Raw genomic sequence first — 15694 nt, forward strand, 5'->3', positions numbered from 1 at the left:
AAACCATGAAGTATTGTCTTGTCGTCGATGACTCCGCCGTGATCCGCAAAGTCGCCCGCCGCATTCTGGAAGGCCTGCAGTTCCGCATCGCCGAGGCCGAGGATGGCGCGCGCGCCATCGACGCCTGCAAGGGCGAGATGCCGGACGCCGTCCTGCTCGACTGGAATATGCCGATCATGGACGGCTACGATTTTCTGCGCACGCTACGGCAGATGCCGGGTGGCAAGCGGCCCAAGGTCGTGTTCTGCACCACCGAGAACGACATCGCCCATATTGCGCGGGCCATGCATGCCGGCGCCGACGAATACATCATGAAGCCCTTCGACAAGGAAATCGTCGCTTCGAAATTCCATCAGGTGGGCCTGCTGTGAGCCATAGCGCGGTGAGTTCCCTCGCCGCTGCCTGGTGCCGCTACGACCTGTGACAAGTCCGCCGGAGGCGCGACACATGACGAGCCTCTCACCAGGAAGCGCAGCGGCGCAGCGACCCAAGACGGTCGTGATCGCCGACGATTCCGTCGTCGTGCGCGGTCTCTTCGCGCGCTGGCTCGGCGAGAGCGGGCAGTTCCATGTCGTCGCGGTCGCTGGCGACGGCGAAACGGCGGTGGCCCATGCCGGGCGCTTCCATCCGGACGTGATGGTGCTCGACCTCAATATGCCCGGCCTCGGGGGAGCAGAGGCCCTGCCCCAGATCCTGAAGGAGAGTCCCCATACCGGCGTATTGCTCGCCACCACGTTGACCGAGCGCAACGCCCGCATCGCGCTGGAATGCATGACCAAAGGCGCGATGGATGTGCTCTCCAAGCCGGACAGCCGTGGCGGCATGACGCTGTCGCTCGATTTCCGTAGTGAATTCCTGCTCAAACTCAGCAACATCGCGCAGTCCCCGGCCCGCGCGGGAGCGCTGCCGCCGGAGATCGACCTCGATTTCACTCCGGCCGGGCCGGTGAACCTGCGCAATCTCGTCTCGGTGATGCCGCGCTATCTGATGATCGGCGCTTCCACCGGAGGCCCCCGCGCCGTCGCCAAGGTGCTCGCCGATATCGGCGATGCGCTGAATGACCTGACGACCCTGATCGTCCAGCACATGCCGCCGCTCTTCACCGCCTCCTTCGCTGAGCAGGTCAGCGCGCAGATCGGCATACCGGCGCGCGAACCCTATGACGGCGAGCGCCTCTCGCGTGGCACGATCTATGTCGCCCCCGGAGGCCGGCATCTCGGCATCGACCGCAAGCTCGGCCATCTCGTCGCCAGCATCAGCGACGCGCCACCGGTGCGCTTCTGCCGGCCCGCCGTGGATGTTCTCTTCACCGAGGGCGCCCGCCATCTCGGCTCCGCAGCGCTCGGCCTCGTGCTCACCGGCATGGGCAGCGACGGAACGGAAGGCGCCGGCGCGCTGCGACGGGCCGGCGCTGCCGTCATCGCCCAGGACGAATTGTCGAGCACGATCTGGGGCATGCCAGGCTCCGTGGTGCGGGCGCGGCATGCCAGCGCCGTGATCCCGCTCGACGGTATCGGCAGCGCGATCCGCGACCTGCTGCGTGGGGGCAAACCCTCATGACCGAGGCGGATTTCGACTTCCTGCGCGCCCTGCTGCATCTGCGTTCCGGCCTCTCATTGAGTCAGGACAAGCGCTATCTCGCCGAAAGCCGCCTCGGCATGCTCTGCCGCCGCCGCAGCATCGATGGGTTGAGCACGCTCGTGCAGGCGCTGCGCCCGGGTACCGATCTCTTGCTCGAGAACGCCGTCATCGAAGCGATGACGACCAACGAGACGCTGTTCTTTCGCGACCGGACACCGTTCGACCTGTTCCGTGACGTGATCCTGCCGGAAAAGCTCACCGCCAACGCGGCCAGCCGAACGCTGCGCATCTGGTGCGCGGCGGTCTCGACCGGCCAGGAGGCCTATTCGCTCGCCATGATCCTCGACGAGATGGCCACCCGGCTCGTTGGCTGGAAGGTCGAGATTCTCGGTACCGACATCTCCTCGGAGGTGCTGGAGAAGGCGCGGGCCGGCATCTATAGCCAGTTCGAAGTGCAACGCGGCCTGCCGATCCAGATGCTGCTGCGGCATTTCCGGCAGGATGGCGACAAATGGCAGGTCTCCGAGCGCATCCGTGCCATGGTCGAGTTGAAACCCCATAATCTGCTGCTGCCGAACAGCCATTTCGGGCAGTTCGACATCATCTTCTGCCGCAACGTGCTGATCTATTTCGACGTACCGACCAAGGCCAAGGTCATGGCAGCGCTTGCCCAGCGCCTGACGGCGGACGGCGTCTTCGTGCTCGGCGCCGCCGAAACCGTCATCGGCATCACTACGACCATCGTGCCCGACAAGAGCCATCGCGGTCTTTATCGCGAAAGCCGCTCGAGCAATGGGCAAAGCGCCGGCCTCGGCCTGCCCTTCGACCGGGCGAGGACGCCAACGCTGCGCAGCGTCCGCGGTTGAGGCCTCTCTCGTCGGAGAGTCGGGCCGCGCAGTCCCCAACTAAAACCAGGGGTTCGCCCAAACAAAAACCCCGCCTCTCGGCGGGGTCCCCGTCGACCTGTCGTGTACATCCGACGATCAGGCCAAGGGCGTTTTGGCATCCGTTCATGACCGCCCGATGACGAGCGGAACGGGCCATCGCATCTCAGGCCGGGATGCGTTCCTCGACGTCCATCGGCTCGCGCAGCACATAGCCGCGGCCCCAGACGGTCTCGATGTAGTTCTTGCCATCCGACGCATTGGCGAGCTTCTTGCGCAGCTTGCAGATAAACACGTCGATGATCTTGAGTTCGGGCTCGTCCATACCGCCATAGAGATGGTTCAGGAACATCTCCTTGGTCAGCGTCGTGCCCTTGCGGAGCGAGAGCAGCTCCAGCATCTGGTATTCCTTGCCGGTGAGGTGGACGCGCGCGGCGTCGACTTCCACGGTCTTGGTGTCGAGATTGACCACGAGGTCGCCCGTCGTGATGACCGACTGGGCATGGCCCTTCGAGCGGCGCACGATCGCGTGAATCCGCGCGACGAGCTCGTCCTTGTGGAAGGGCTTGGTCAGATAGTCGTCGGCGCCGAAGCCGAGACCCTTCACCTTATCCTCGATGCCGGCGAGGCCGGACAGAATCAGGATGGGCGTCTTCACCTTGGCGACACGCAGAGAGCGTAGAACCTCGTATCCCGACATGTCGGGCAGGTTCAGGTCGAGCAGGATGATGTCGTAGTCGTAGAGCTTGCCGAGATCGACGCCTTCCTCACCCAGATCGGTGGTGTAGACGTTGAAGCTCTCCGATTTGAGCATCAGCTCGATGCTTTGAGCGGTTGCGCTATCGTCCTCGATCAGCAGAACCCGCATGTCACGTCCCCAATTCCGCCCGCAGGCAAGCTGATCGTTCTTCTCATCCGGGCCCCCGCGGCTCAGGACGATGACGTGCTTGCCCGATGAAACGCCACGCGACACGCTACGGAGAAATGGTTAACAAACCGTGATTCCCGAGCGCAAGCGCTTCTTGGGAGAAAGTGAACGATCCTTGTCGAGGTGAGTCGAATTTGACACGGATCGTGGAGCCTTCACCCGCGAAATCGCCTTTCGCGGAGACCAGCGTCGTGGAACAGGGCTGAAAGGCCCTGCGAAACGCCGCAGCCTCGAAACACAGTGTTAATCACACAGGTAAATGAAAGGTTGACGGAAGCAGTTATGAACAACGCTTCGCGCGGCCCCGACCGACTTTCCAACCTCGCTGCCGCCATCGGCGGCCTCGACAGCGTCACGGTCTACGGCCGTGTCACAGCGGTCCGGGGACTGCTCGTCGAAATTTCGGGGCCGATCGGCGCGATGAGCCTGGGCGGCCGCGTCCAGATCGAGATAGCGCCGGGCATCCGCGTGCCCTGCGAGGTCATCGGCTTCTCCGGAGAAAAGGCACTGGTGATGCCCTATGGCGGGCTCGACGGCGTGCGCCGCGGCTGCCCCGCCTATGTCGACAAGGCCCAGCCCGGCATCAGACCGACCTCCGCCTGGCTCGGTCGCGTCGTCGACGCGCTCGGCCGCCCCGTCGATGGCGGCCCGCCCTTGCCCGAGGGCGAAACGCTCTGCACCTTCCGCAACGATCCGCCGCCCGCTCATTCCAGGCGTCGCGTCGGCAAGCCGCTCGATCTCGGCGTGCGCGCGCTCAACGCCTTCCTGACCTGCTGCCTCGGCCAGCGCATGGGCATCTTCGCCGGCTCGGGCGTCGGCAAGTCGGTGCTGCTCTCGATGCTGGCGCGCTACGCTCGGGCCGACGTCAACATCATCGGCCTCGTCGGCGAGCGCGGCCGCGAAGTGCAGGAGTTCCTGCAGGACGATCTCGGCCCCTCCGGTCTCGCGCGCTCGGTCGTGGTCGTCGCGACCTCGGACGAGCCCGCCCTGATGCGCAAGCAGGCGGCCATGACGACGCTGACGCTCGCCGAGTATTTCCGCGACCAGGGCAAGCAGGTGATGTGCCTGATGGATTCGGTCACGCGCTTCGCCATGGCGATGCGCGAGATCGGCCTCGCCGCGGGAGAACCGCCCACGACCAAGGGCTATACGCCGACCGTCTTCGCCGAACTGCCGCGCCTGCTCGAGCGCGCCGGGCCGGGCATCGGGGACGGCGCCATCACCGGCCTGTTCACCGTGCTCGTCGATGGCGGCGACCATGACGAGCCGGTGGCGGACGCGGTGCGCGGCATCCTCGACGGCCATATCGTGATGGAGCGCTCGATCGCCGAGCGCGGGCGCTATCCGGCGATCAACATCCTGAAATCGGTCTCGCGCACCATGCCACGCTCCTGCGACCCGGCTTTCTATCCGGTGGTGCAGAAAGCGCGCGCGACGCTCGCGACCTATGCCGACATGGAGGAGCTGATTCGGCTCGGCGCCTATCGCCAGGGCGCATCGGCCGAAGTCGACGAGGCGATCCGCCTCAACCCGGCGCTGGAAGGCTTCCTCAAGCAGGCCAAGGACGAAGCGACCTCCCTGCCCGAATGCTACGCCATGCTGTCGGCGATCATGAACGGCTGAGGCGCGCGTGACGACCGTGCCTGCGACGAGCGCACGCAGCTTTCGGGGCAGCGGCGTCTGGGGAGGGATTCCGCCGGCCGCTTGCTGAATCCACGCGAATGGACGTTCACTGCTGCCTATCTGCCATGACTGGAGCCAGCCCGATGATAGCGACCACCTTGATCTGCGTCGTCGCGCTGATCCATGCCTATATCGTCATGCTCGAAATGCTGTGGTGGGACACCCCGCGCGGCCGCAAGGCGTTCGGCACGACCGCAGAGTTCTCGGCCCAGAGCAAGACGCTCGCGGCGAATCAGGGCCTCTACAATGGTTTCCTGGTCGCAGGGCTGGTCTGGGGTCTGTGGCTCGGCGAAGCTGGTTTCGCGATCAAAACCTTCTTCCTCGCCTGCGTGATCGTCGCGGGCCTCTATGGCGCGGCGACGGCGAGCCGCAAGATCCTCTACATCCAGGCCGCCCCCGCCGCCTTGGCCCTGCTGGCGCTGCTGATCAGGATCTGAAGCACACTCAGCAGTTCTAGGCGCCTCTCAAAAGGCGCACCAGCCGCAGCATCGCCAGGAAGCCGACGAGCTGGATTGCCGCCGAGGCGACCAGCGTGGCGCGGTTACCCATGCTCTCGATCATCACCGCAAACAGCAGGGGCGCCACGGCGAAGGCGATGTTCTGCGGCACCGCGAGCTTGCCCAGCATCGCCCCGAAACCCTGGCGGCCGAACAGCGCCAGCGGCAGCGTGGCGCGTGCGACGGAGATCACCCCCATCGCGGCGCTGAAGCAGATGACGAAGCTAACGGCGGTCATCACTGAGCCCGGCGCGAACACCATGATCAGGCAGGCGAGCGGCCCCAGCGCGAGCCCGCCCAACGCCACGCGCTCGACCGGAAAACGCTCGCCCGCGACCGCATCGACCAAGCGCGCCAAAAGCGTCGCCGGACCACCCAAGGAGGCGATGCCGACCGCGCTCGCCTGGCTCAGGCCCGAGCTTTGCAGCAGGGCGATGAGATTCAGGGGCAAGCCCCAGGAGACGAGCCCGCTGGCGGAAAAGATCAAGGCGAGCAACCAGAAGATGCCCCGGCGCTGCGCATGGGGAGCGCTGCCCTCATCGGCCGACTTCGCCGGTTCAGCCGCCACCTCCACGGCCGGCGAGCGATGATAGGCCGGGATGGCGAAATGGATCGGCAGCACGATGACGATCTGCATTGCCGCGAAGATCAGCCAGGCGACGCGCCAGCCATAGGCTTGCGACAGGAAGGCGGCGAGCGGCCAGAACACGCTCGAGGAGAACCCCGTCACCAGCATTATCAGACCGAGTGCCCGGCGCGTGCGCTCGCCCATGATCTGGGCCACGGTGACGTTGCCGACATTGGCCAGCGTCATCGCATGGCCGATGCCGATGACGAACCAGCTCGCGAGATAACTGATCGGCCCCTGCGCCAGGGCGAGCGTCGCCAGGCCGAGCCCGCAGATCACCGCGCCGACGCACATCGAGCGGCGCGTGCCATGTACGTCGAGATGCTTGCCCAAGGCCGGCGCCGCAAATGCTCCGGTGAGCAGCAGGATGGTGATGCCGCTGAAGACGAGCTCGGGCCCGAGCCCCATTTCGCGATCGAGATAGCCCGCCAGCACGGACGGCGCGTAATAGGTCGAGCCCCAGCCGATGATGCGGGTCAGCGCCAGGCCGCAGAGCAGCGGTCCATGCCTGGACAGGCGCGAGGCGGCAGGTAGGAAAGGGGCGGGCAAGAAGGCGTTTCCGTCGATGGCGGGAGCAGCGCCCCACTCTGTTGCCGAAGCCTTAGCTGAAGCATGTCAGGAGGGGCAGAGGCCGCGACGCGGTCTCAACATGCACGCAAAGCAACCTATTTCGGTAAGGAACGGTCAACCTCCTTGCCCCATTGTGCTTTTTGTCTCGCGGATGGAGTTCCGGTTGCGTGTCGAGGGGTCGGCGCGCGACCAAGCGTAATCAGGAGTTGGACACAACATGAAGTCGCGAGAGACCCTTTTGCGTCTCAAACGCTTCCAGGTGGACGAAAAGCGCCGCCGGGTTAGCCAGATTGAGATGATGATCGCCGAGTTTCATCGGATGGCGACCGATCTGGATCGCGAGATCCAGAGCGAAGAAGCCCGGGCCGGAATTTCCGATCCGGCGCATTTCGCCTACCCGACCTATGCCAAAGCGGCTCTCGGCCGCCGCGACAACCTGCGTCAGTCGGCCGACAACCTGAAGGGCCAGCTCGACGAGGCCAAGGCCGAATTGCAGGAAGCCTTCGAGGACATGAAGAAGGTCGAGATCCTCGATGACCGTGAACGCGCCACCGAGCGCGCCGCCGAAGCGGCCCGCGACCAGGCGATGATGGACTCGATTGGACTGCGCGCCCGCGCCGGCGCCTAGAGCAAATTTCCGATCCGATTGGATCGTTCAATGGCTCTAGATCTTTGTTCAAGGCGTTTTCTTCACGCGAACCGATATCCACTTCGCTTGAAAACGCTCTCAGCGAAGCCCGCAACGATCAGCCCTCATTCCGGCGAGAGGTGAGCATGGCTCGCTCTCGGCGGAATGAGGGCTTCGTTCGTTTCAGGCGATGACCGGATGATGCGGCACGCTATCGCGCCGCATATGGCCGTGCAGCCGCGGATCGTCATCGACCTCGACGCTGCGCTTGAACACGGTGAAGCCGGAGCGCTGATAGAACTCCGGCGCGCCCTGATGGTCCAGCGTGCAGGTGTGCACCCAGAAACGGCCGATCGGCTTTGCCCAGGCCTTGGCGAGGGCACGGTTCATCAGCCAGCGCCCCGCGCCGCGCCCGATCACGCTCTCATCCAGGCCAAAAAAGGCGAGCTCACCTTCGCCCGGCACGCGGAAATCCAGTTCGAGCAAGCCGACATCGCGGCCATCATGCCGGACCGAGAAAAACTCCACGGCCGGATCGGCCAGGATCGCCTGGAGCTCCGCCATCGGCTTGACCAGCCGGCTGAACCACATCCAGCGCTCGCCCAGCGCGCGGTAGATCGCGAGATAACGGGCGACATCCTCGCGCCCGATCGTATCGAGTGCGAACCCCTCCATGCCAGGCGGGTCGGAGCGCGGCGGCGGGGCCTCGAACATTTCGAGCGAGGTGACGATGGCGGCGATCTTGCCCGGCGGCAGGTCGGTGATACCGGTCAGGCTGATGGAAAGGCTTTCGGACATGCTGGCTTTTTGATGCGACGAGGCGGGATGGGCAAGGCCGCGATCATGACATGATCGCGGCGGCAGGGTCGGGGGATTTCGCCCGCGACACAAGAGCCATCGCCATGATCAGCCCATGAGCCGGCCGCAAGAGCAGGATGCGAAAAAGTGGGTGCCGGTTTTTCGCATTGATCCGGCTCTAACTCCTTGATGAGAGACGGATTCAGATTTCAGATGGGATCACTTAGTGATCCCATCTGAAATCATCCGGCTCTAGCGCCCAGCCCGCTCCCAAAGGGGCATCCCACCATGCGCCGCTTGCCCTCGCGCGCGACCGCTGGCAGAGAAGACGCAAGCCTCCGGCTCGCGTGTTTCCCGCATGTGCGAGCAATGGCGTATCTATGGCTTTTCGTCTCCTCGCAGCTGCGGGTCCCATGAAAAAGTATCTCGACTATCTCTGGCCGATCATCGGGCTTATCGCGGTCGTCTGGTCGGTCGACCTGCTCTGGGAGAAGCTCAAGACCGAGGCCGGTACGGACGCCGCGATCCAGGCACTGCTGGAACAGGGCAGCCTCTGGGACAACATCAAGATCGTCGCGATCCGCATCGGCCAGAAAATCGCGGTGATCCCACCCGACGCCTTCCTGCATGCAGCCCTCGCGACCCTCGTCGCCTACGCCGCGCTTGCCTGGTACGACCGCATCGCGCTGATCCATATCGGCAAGGAAAAGGGCATCTCCTGGCCCTATATTTCGCTGTGCTCCTTCGTCACCTATGCGCTGTCCCATAATATCGGCGCGTCGGTCTTCTCCGGCGGCATGGTGCGGTTCCGGGCCTATACGGCCAAGGGGCTGACGGCCGCCGAAGTCGCGGTGCTGGTGGCGCTGTGCTCCTTCACCTTCGCGTTCGGCACGATCCTGCTGCTCGGGCTCGTCCTGGTGATCGAGCCGGAAATCCTGCGCCCCCTGACGCGGCTCTCGACGCGCTTCGCGATCGGCGATCAGACGGCACGATTGATCGGCTTCGGCATGCTAGGCTTCGTCGTGCTCTACACGCTCGGCTCCTGGTTGAAGTTCAAGCCGTTCAAGATCGGCAAGTTCGAATTGATCTATCCGCGCCTGCCGATCGTCGCGCGCCAATATCTGGCGGCGCCGCTGGAGCTCGCCGGTGCGGCCGGCATCATCTATTTCGCCCTGCCCGACCAGGGCAATCCGGGCTTCATGATCGTGCTGGGCGCCTTCCTGCTGTCTTTTTCGGCCGGGCTGCTGAGCCAGGTGCCGGGCGGCGTCGGCGTGATGGAGGCGGTCTTCCTCGCGGTGATGCCGGGCGTGCCGGCCCCGGCCGTCTTCGCCGCGCTTTTGATCTGGCGGCTGTTCTACCTCATTTTGCCGCTGGTCGTTTCGCTGCCGGTGGTGCTCGCCTTCGAGCGCTCCCAACTCAAGAAACACAAATTGGCGGTCGCGGTCGCGCAGGCCGACGCCAAGGCCCGAAGCGCCGACCCGCCGATCGTTTGAGACTCCACAGCGTTTTCGAGGACATTGCTCCGGGCGAAGATCGGCCGGGCTATTTCCTGAGCGCGATCGCCGCCGCGCCGAACATCAGGAGCGCGCCGATGGCCTCGGGCCATCCGAATGGCTCGCCCAGCGCGACCACGCCAGCGCCAACCGCGATGACGGGGCTGACGAAGGCGAAGAGCCCGGCGTAGAACGCGCCCCAATCGCGCAGCAGCCTCAGGAAGATGGTGAAGCCGATCAGCGAGCCGGCGATGACGACGAAGGCGAGCGCCGGCGCCGTCGGCCATTCCACGAGCGCGCGCAGATGAGTGCCGCTGACAGGCTCGAGCGCGAGCGAGAGCAAAATCAGCCCGAGCGCCCCAATCGCGGTCTGCCACCCCGCCAGCGTCAGGGTCGGCATCGTGCCCGCGATCTTGCGGCTCAGCACCGCCCCGACGCAGTGGCAGAACGTGCCCAGCGCAATCGCCGCCAGGCCCCAGAATTCCAGCCCATCGCCCTTCGCCGCGCTCAAGCCCCCCAGCGTCCGCGTCGCGAACAGGAAGCCGAGCCCGATTGCCCCGAGCGCGACCGCCGCAATACGGCGCCCGCTGATGGGCTGCCCCTCGATCACGCGGCTCGCCAACACCGTATAGATCGGGATCGTCGCCATATTGATGATCGCCGCGAGCCCCGAGGGCGCATGCGCCATGCCCCAGAACAGCAAGGCGTAATTGCAGCTATTGACCAGCAGCGCCGTGCCGGCGAGCCGCAGCCATGCCTGCGCCGGAACCTTGAACGCGTCACGCCCGGCCCAGGCGAGCAGCAGCAGGCCGGCAAGACTGAAGCGTGCTGCCGCCAGGAAGATCGGAGGCACATGCACTACCGCGATCTTGACCGGCAGGAAGGTCAGTCCCCAGGCCAGGCACATCGCGACGAAGAGAAAAACGTTGAGGGATAGATATGGATGCCTCTTCACGCGGCGCCGCGCCTCGGTCGAGGCCGGCGCGATAAGGGCCTCGGCACCGCTGCGCAGATCCGTCATAGGAAACGCTGCAGGAAGACGAGGTCGAGCCAGCGGTCGAACTTGCGCCCAACCTCGTTGAAACGCCCCGCCTGGCTGAAGCCCAGGCGCTCATGCATCCGCAGCGACGCTTCGTTCGCCGCATCGATGCCCGCGATCATCACATGCTTGTCGAGCTTGGCGGCATAGGGGAACAGCGCCGAGACCAGCTCCTTGCCGAGCCCCCCGCCCTGCCTGTCGGCGCGGATATGGACGCTGTGCTCGACGGTGTGGCGATAGCCCGGCCAGGCCCGGAAATCGCCGAAACTCGCGTAGCCGACAGCTTCGCCGCCTTCATCGGCAACCAGCACTGGATAGTCCTGCTCCGTCCGCGCCGCGAACCAGGCCTGCCGATCCGCCAGGGTCGCCGGCGTCTCCGTGTAGACGGCGGTCGAGGTCGCGATCACGGCGTTGTAGATCGCCAGGATCGCCGGCAGGTCGGCCGCAAGGGCCGGTCGGATGCTCATGCTCGCACTCTCGATTGTCTACTATAGAGTACGATATACTATTATAGTGAACGATCGGGCGTCAAGCTGGCTGGGCGCGTGCGACTGGGATGTGAGTTGCAGGAGGCAAGCCCGAGCGGCGTCAGGCGATAGAGCCGCGTCGCCGACAGCCGCCTCAGACGCTGCCGACCGTCTTCAGCCTGACGCGGGGATGGATCTCGGCCTGCGAGAGCACCGGCGTCTCCCTGCGGAAGCGCTCGATGATCTGGCGCGCGAAGGGCCGCGCCAGTCCGGAAGTGACGAGTGCCGGCATCTCGCCGATGCGCGCCGCCTCCTCGAACTTGTCGCGGACATGGCGCACGAATTCCTGCAGCCGGGAGGGCTGCATGGCGAGATGGCGCTCCTCGCCCTGGCCGATGATCGATTCGGCGAAAATGCTCTCCCAGGCCGAGGAGAGCGTGATGATCGGCAGATTACCCTGGCCGTTGGAGAACTGCGCGCAGATCTGGCGGGCAAGGCGCGTGCGGACATGCTCGGCGATGTCGCGCGGATTCTTGATGCTGCCGGCGACCTCCGCGATGCCCTCGATGATGGTGGCGAGATCGCGGATCGAGACGCGTTCCGCCAGGAGCAATTGCAGCACGCGCTGGATGCCCGTGGTCGAGATCTGGCTCGGCACGATCTCCTTGAGCAGGTCGGCATGGTCCTTCTGCAGCTCGCGCAGCAGCTTCTGCACCTCGCCATGCGAAAGCAGCTCGGGCATGTTCGATTTCAGCACCTCGGTGAGATGCGTCGAGATCACGGTCGCGGCGTCCACCACGGTGAAGCCGCGCAATTGCGCCTCATCCTGCAAGGCGGCGTCGATCCAGGTCGCGGGCAGGCCGAAGGTCGGCTCCAGGACGTTATGGCCGGGCAGGTTCACCGCGCCACCCATCGGGTCCATGGCCATGTACTGGCCGGCATAGACGATACCGTGCCCGGCATCGATCTCCTTGATCTTGATGTAGTAGTAGTTCGCCTCGAGCTGGACGTTGTCGACGATGCGCACCGCCGGCATGACGAAGCCGAGCTCGGCCGCAAGCTGGCGCCGCAGCGCGCGGACCTGATCCGTCAGCCTGTCCTGCCCGCCCGCCGCATTGACCAGCGGCAGAAGGCCGTAGCCGATCTCGATCTTGAGCTCGTCGAGCTTGAGCAGGTCGTTGAGCGTCTCCTCCTTCGGCGTGCCGTCGGCAGAGAGTGGCGAGGCCGCCTGCGCCGCGACCGCCTCGTCCGCCTGCTTGGTCTTGGCGAGCTTGCCGAAATGATACGCAAGCCAGCCCGAGCCGCCGGCGAGCACAAGGAATGGCAACATCGGGATGCCGGGCAGGATCGCGATCAGCAGCATCACCGCCGCCGACATGCCGAGCGCCTTGGGGTAGCCTGAGAGCTGCTTGCCGAGCGCCTTGTCGGCGGCGCCGCGCACGCCCGATTTGGAGACCAGAAGGCCCGCAGCGGTCGAGACGATCAGCGCCGGGATCTGGCTGACGAGACCGTCGCCGACCGTGAGCTGGGTGTAGTTGTGGGCAGCCGCGCCGAAGCTCATGCCCTGCTGGGCGACGCCGATGATGATGCCGCCGAGTACGTTGATGAAGGTGATCAGCAGCGCCGCGATGGCGTCGCCGCGCACGAATTTGGAGGCGCCGTCCATCGAACCGAAGAAGTTCGCCTCGTCCTCCAGCGCCTTGCGCCGGACCTTTGCGACCTCCTGATCGATCAGCCCGGCCGAGAGATCCGCATCGATCGCCATCTGCTTGCCCGGCATGGCATCGAGCGCGAAGCGCGCCGCGACCTCGGCGATACGGCCCGAACCCTTGGTGATAACGACGAAGTTGACGATGATCAGGATGGTGAAGACGATCACCCCGATCACGAAATTGCCGCTCATCACGAAATTGGCGAAGGCCTCGATGACATGGCCCGCCGCCGCGGCGCCCTCATGCCCATGCGCCAGGATCAGGCGCGTCGAGGCGAGGTTGAGCGCCAATCGGAACATGGTGACGATCAGCAGCACCGTCGGGAAGGCCGAGAACTCCAGCGGCTCCTCGATGAAGAGCGCCGTCATCAAAACCAGCACCGACAGGATGATCGAAAGCGCCAGCAAAAGGTCGAGCAGGAGCGCCGGCAGCGGGAAGATGAGCACCACCAGGATGCCCATGACACCGATCGCCAGGAACAGGTCCGGCCGGTTGAGGAGCTTCCCCATCGCGCCGCGGCTCGGCATATTGAAACCGCCGCTTTGGCCTGCCGTCACATCGGTCATCGACCAACCCACTCCCGTCGCCACGGCGAACCCGTCCGCATGCGGACATACGCCCCGACAGAGGCATAACCCGGCAATTCTTGCCGGGTACATGGTGAACGAGTGGTTAAGACGGCCGGAAAAACTGCCTTGGGAACCTTTCCCTGAACAGGTCGTTATCGAACTGCCGCGTTATCGCCGCATTGCGCCGCGTAACTTGGTGCGGGTCGACAAAACTGGTTTCGCAAGACCGCGGATATTGGAGGAAGACTTGGATAGACGTTCCTTTGTGATGAGCATTTTCGGCGGCCTGGCTGCTGCGAGCCTGGGCGGCACCGCGATTGCGCAAGCTGCCTCCGCGCCACCCGCTTCGCGCAAGCCGGAGATTGCCCCGGCCGTGCCGGCGACCGATGAGATCGACCCCGCGAGCAAGACCGCGCTCGACAACACCGAGGCTGAGTTCACCCAGTATGTCGGGCGCCATCGCCCGTACCGGCCCTTAGGCCGTCGCCATCGCCGCCCGGTGATCGTGCGCCGGCCCGTCATCGTCCGGCGCCCGCATCGCGTCGTTCGCCGGCGCCCGATCTACGTGCGCTGAGGCAAGCGCCCGCACCAACGAGGCGGCGCCCGCAGGGCGCCGCCTTTCTCATAAAGAGGCCGTTCAACCGATAGCGGCCTCGCGACAATCGGGAGGATGCCGGCATGACAGCGCCGGACACGGCTTTGCAGCCGACGATCTCGACCGATATCCCGGCCCGGCTCGACCGCCTGCCCTGGTCGCGGTTCCATACGCTGGTGGTGGTGGCGCTCGGCGTCACCTGGATCCTCGACGGGCTCGAGGTCACGCTCGCCGGTTCGGTCTCCGGCGCGCTGAAGCAAAGCCCAACGCTGCGCTTCAGCAACACCGAGATCGGCATTGCCGGGGCGGCCTATCTTGCTGGCGCAGTCCTCGGCGCGCTCCTCTTCGGCTGGCTGACCGACCGTCTTGGCCGCAAACGGCTCTTCACGATCACGCTCCTGGTCTATCTCGTCGCGACGGCGGCAACCGCCTTCTCCTGGAATTTTGCCAGCTTCATCATCTTCCGCTTCTTCACCGGCATGGGCATCGGCGGCGAATATACGGCCATCAACTCGACCATCCAGGAGCTCGTTCCGGCGCGGATGCGCGGCTGGGTCGATCTCGTGATCAACGGTTCGTTCTGGATCGGCGCGGCGCTCGGCGCGGTCGGCGCGATTATCCTGCTCGATCCTGCTGTCATCGATCCCGAACTGGGTTGGCGGCTCGCCTTCTTCATCGGCGCGGCTCTCGGCCTCGTCATCCTCGTCCTCAGGCAATGGATACCGGAGAGCCCACGTTGGCTGATCAGCCATGGCCGCGCGAATGAGGCCGCCATGATCGTCGCCGAGATCGAACGGCGCGCCGGGGTTTCCGACAGCCCTGACGAGGCCCTGCCGAAGATCCACCTGTGTCCACGTGCTGCGACCCCGCTTCGGGAGGTCTTCCACGCGCTGTTCGTCAGGCACCGGCAGCGGGCACTGGTGGGGCTGGCGTTGATGGCCGCACAGGCGTTCTTCTACAATGCGATCTTCTTCACCTATGCGTTGATCCTGACGGATTTCTACGCTGTGCCCTCGCAGGCGATCGGCTGGTTCATCTTGCCCTTCGCGGCGGGCAACGTGCTCGGGCCGATCATCCTGGGCCGCCTCTTCGACACCCTCGGGCGGCGGCGGATGATCGCCTTCACTTATGCGATGTCGGGCCTGCTGCTGGCTGCGACGGGCTATCTGTTCTGGCGCGACCTCGTCAGCGCCGCGCAATTGACGGCCTGCTGGAGCGTTGTCTTCTTCTTCGCCTCCACCGCCGCGAGCTCTGCCTATCTCACCGTCAGCGAGACCTTCCCGGTCGAAATGCGCGCCTTGGCGATCGCCGCCTTCTATGCCGTGGGCACCGGCATCGGCGGCGTCGCTGGCCCCTGGCTGTTCGGCGCGCTGATCGACACCGGCTCGCGCCTGAGCGTCTTCGGCGGCTACCTGTTCGGCGCCGCCCTGATGCTGGCCGCGGCCTTGATAGCTGCGCTCTTCGCTGTCCGCGCCGAGCGCAGATCGCTGGAAGACGTCTGTCGCCCTCTCAACGCGGTCGACGAGCCCGCTCCCGAGCGGCTTTAGGCATGATCAGAGAAATTTGAGGAATGGGAACACAGACCACGAAAATGCGTTATCTTTCAGCCCCGGTTGCGCGCT

General features: G+C 65.2%; 15 protein-coding genes. 9 read left to right on the forward strand and 6 right to left on the reverse strand.

Features of this window, described 5'->3' with window-relative positions:
* The first annotated feature begins 5 nt into the window (after positions 1–5).
* The 3 genes from BHK69_RS27195 to BHK69_RS27205 all read left to right on the forward strand — a co-directional run bounded on the left by BHK69_RS27195 (position 6) and on the right by BHK69_RS27205 (position 2447).
* Complete coding sequence (locus BHK69_RS27195) at positions 6–371, forward strand: response regulator (protein ID WP_043237911.1); 366 nt, start codon at positions 6–8, stop codon at positions 369–371.
* A 76-nt stretch (positions 372–447) separates the two neighbouring features.
* Positions 448–1560 (forward strand): chemotaxis-specific protein-glutamate methyltransferase CheB, encoded by a 1113-nt coding sequence (cheB, locus tag BHK69_RS27200; protein ID WP_069692839.1) that lies wholly within the window; start codon positions 448–450, stop codon positions 1558–1560.
* Positions 1557–2447: a CheR family methyltransferase gene (locus BHK69_RS27205; protein ID WP_069692840.1), complete on the forward strand. Its 891-nt coding sequence runs from the start codon at positions 1557–1559 to the stop codon at positions 2445–2447. The genes cheB and BHK69_RS27205 overlap by 4 nt, the downstream gene beginning before the upstream one ends.
* A gap of 184 nt (positions 2448–2631) precedes the next feature.
* Here the strand turns inward: BHK69_RS27205 and ctrA are convergent, their stop codons facing one another.
* Positions 2632–3333 carry a response regulator transcription factor CtrA gene (gene ctrA / locus BHK69_RS27210; RefSeq protein WP_069692841.1) on the reverse strand — a complete coding sequence of 234 codons (702 nt, stop codon included), beginning with the start codon at positions 3331–3333 and terminating at the stop codon, positions 2632–2634.
* Between the two features lie 342 nt (positions 3334–3675).
* Here ctrA and fliI point away from each other — a divergent pair, with 342 nt between their 5' ends.
* Positions 3676–5016 (forward strand): flagellar protein export ATPase FliI, encoded by a 1341-nt coding sequence (fliI, locus tag BHK69_RS27215; RefSeq protein ID WP_069692842.1) that lies wholly within the window; start codon positions 3676–3678, stop codon positions 5014–5016.
* A 143-nt stretch (positions 5017–5159) separates the two neighbouring features.
* Positions 5160–5513 carry a DUF1304 domain-containing protein gene (locus tag BHK69_RS27220; RefSeq protein ID WP_069692843.1) on the forward strand — a complete coding sequence of 118 codons (354 nt, stop codon included), beginning with the start codon at positions 5160–5162 and terminating at the stop codon, positions 5511–5513.
* Positions 5514–5529: 16 nt separating this feature from the next.
* Here BHK69_RS27220 and BHK69_RS27225 read toward each other — a convergent pair whose 3' ends face one another.
* Positions 5530–6750 carry an MFS transporter gene (locus BHK69_RS27225; RefSeq protein ID WP_069692844.1) on the reverse strand — a complete coding sequence of 407 codons (1221 nt, stop codon included), beginning with the start codon at positions 6748–6750 and terminating at the stop codon, positions 5530–5532.
* Between the two features lie 238 nt (positions 6751–6988).
* Between BHK69_RS27225 and fliJ the strand changes: the two genes are divergently transcribed.
* Entirely contained in the window at positions 6989–7399 is a 411-nt protein-coding gene (gene fliJ / locus BHK69_RS27230) for a flagellar export protein FliJ (protein ID WP_069692845.1), read from the forward strand.
* Positions 7400–7582: 183 nt separating this feature from the next.
* Here fliJ and BHK69_RS27235 read toward each other — a convergent pair whose 3' ends face one another.
* On the reverse strand, positions 7583–8197 hold the full coding sequence (locus tag BHK69_RS27235) for a GNAT family N-acetyltransferase (protein WP_069692846.1): 615 nt from the start codon (positions 8195–8197) through the stop codon (positions 7583–7585).
* A gap of 413 nt (positions 8198–8610) precedes the next feature.
* On the opposite strand from BHK69_RS27235, the gene BHK69_RS27240 reads away from it, so the two are divergent.
* Positions 8611–9690, forward strand: a complete 1080-nt coding sequence (locus BHK69_RS27240) for a lysylphosphatidylglycerol synthase transmembrane domain-containing protein (protein ID WP_069692847.1) — start codon at positions 8611–8613, stop codon at positions 9688–9690.
* 49 nt (positions 9691–9739) lie between these two features.
* Here the strand turns inward: BHK69_RS27240 and BHK69_RS27245 are convergent, their stop codons facing one another.
* From BHK69_RS27245 to flhA, 3 genes are all read right to left on the reverse strand, one after another.
* Positions 9740–10711, reverse strand: a complete 972-nt coding sequence (locus BHK69_RS27245) for a DMT family transporter (RefSeq protein WP_083269712.1) — start codon at positions 10709–10711, stop codon at positions 9740–9742.
* Positions 10708–11196 carry a GNAT family N-acetyltransferase gene (locus tag BHK69_RS27250; RefSeq protein ID WP_069692848.1) on the reverse strand — a complete coding sequence of 163 codons (489 nt, stop codon included), beginning with the start codon at positions 11194–11196 and terminating at the stop codon, positions 10708–10710. Before BHK69_RS27250 ends, BHK69_RS27245 begins: the two co-directional genes overlap by 4 nt.
* Before the next feature lie 154 nt (positions 11197–11350).
* The gene (gene flhA, locus BHK69_RS27255; protein ID WP_425285582.1) at positions 11351–13435 is read right to left on the reverse strand and encodes a flagellar biosynthesis protein FlhA; all 2085 of its coding nucleotides are present in this window, start codon (positions 13433–13435) and stop codon (positions 11351–11353) included.
* Between the two features lie 310 nt (positions 13436–13745).
* Between flhA and BHK69_RS32785 the strand changes: the two genes are divergently transcribed.
* Entirely contained in the window at positions 13746–14051 is a 306-nt protein-coding gene (locus BHK69_RS32785) for a hypothetical protein (RefSeq protein WP_069692850.1), read from the forward strand.
* 104 nt (positions 14052–14155) lie between these two features.
* Positions 14156–15619 (forward strand): MFS transporter, encoded by a 1464-nt coding sequence (locus BHK69_RS27265; protein WP_069692851.1) that lies wholly within the window; start codon positions 14156–14158, stop codon positions 15617–15619.
* Positions 15620–15694: the final 75 nt, after the last annotated feature.

Source organism: Bosea vaviloviae, from assembly GCF_001741865.1.
GTDB classification, from domain to species: Bacteria; Pseudomonadota; Alphaproteobacteria; order Rhizobiales; family Beijerinckiaceae; genus Allobosea; species Allobosea vaviloviae.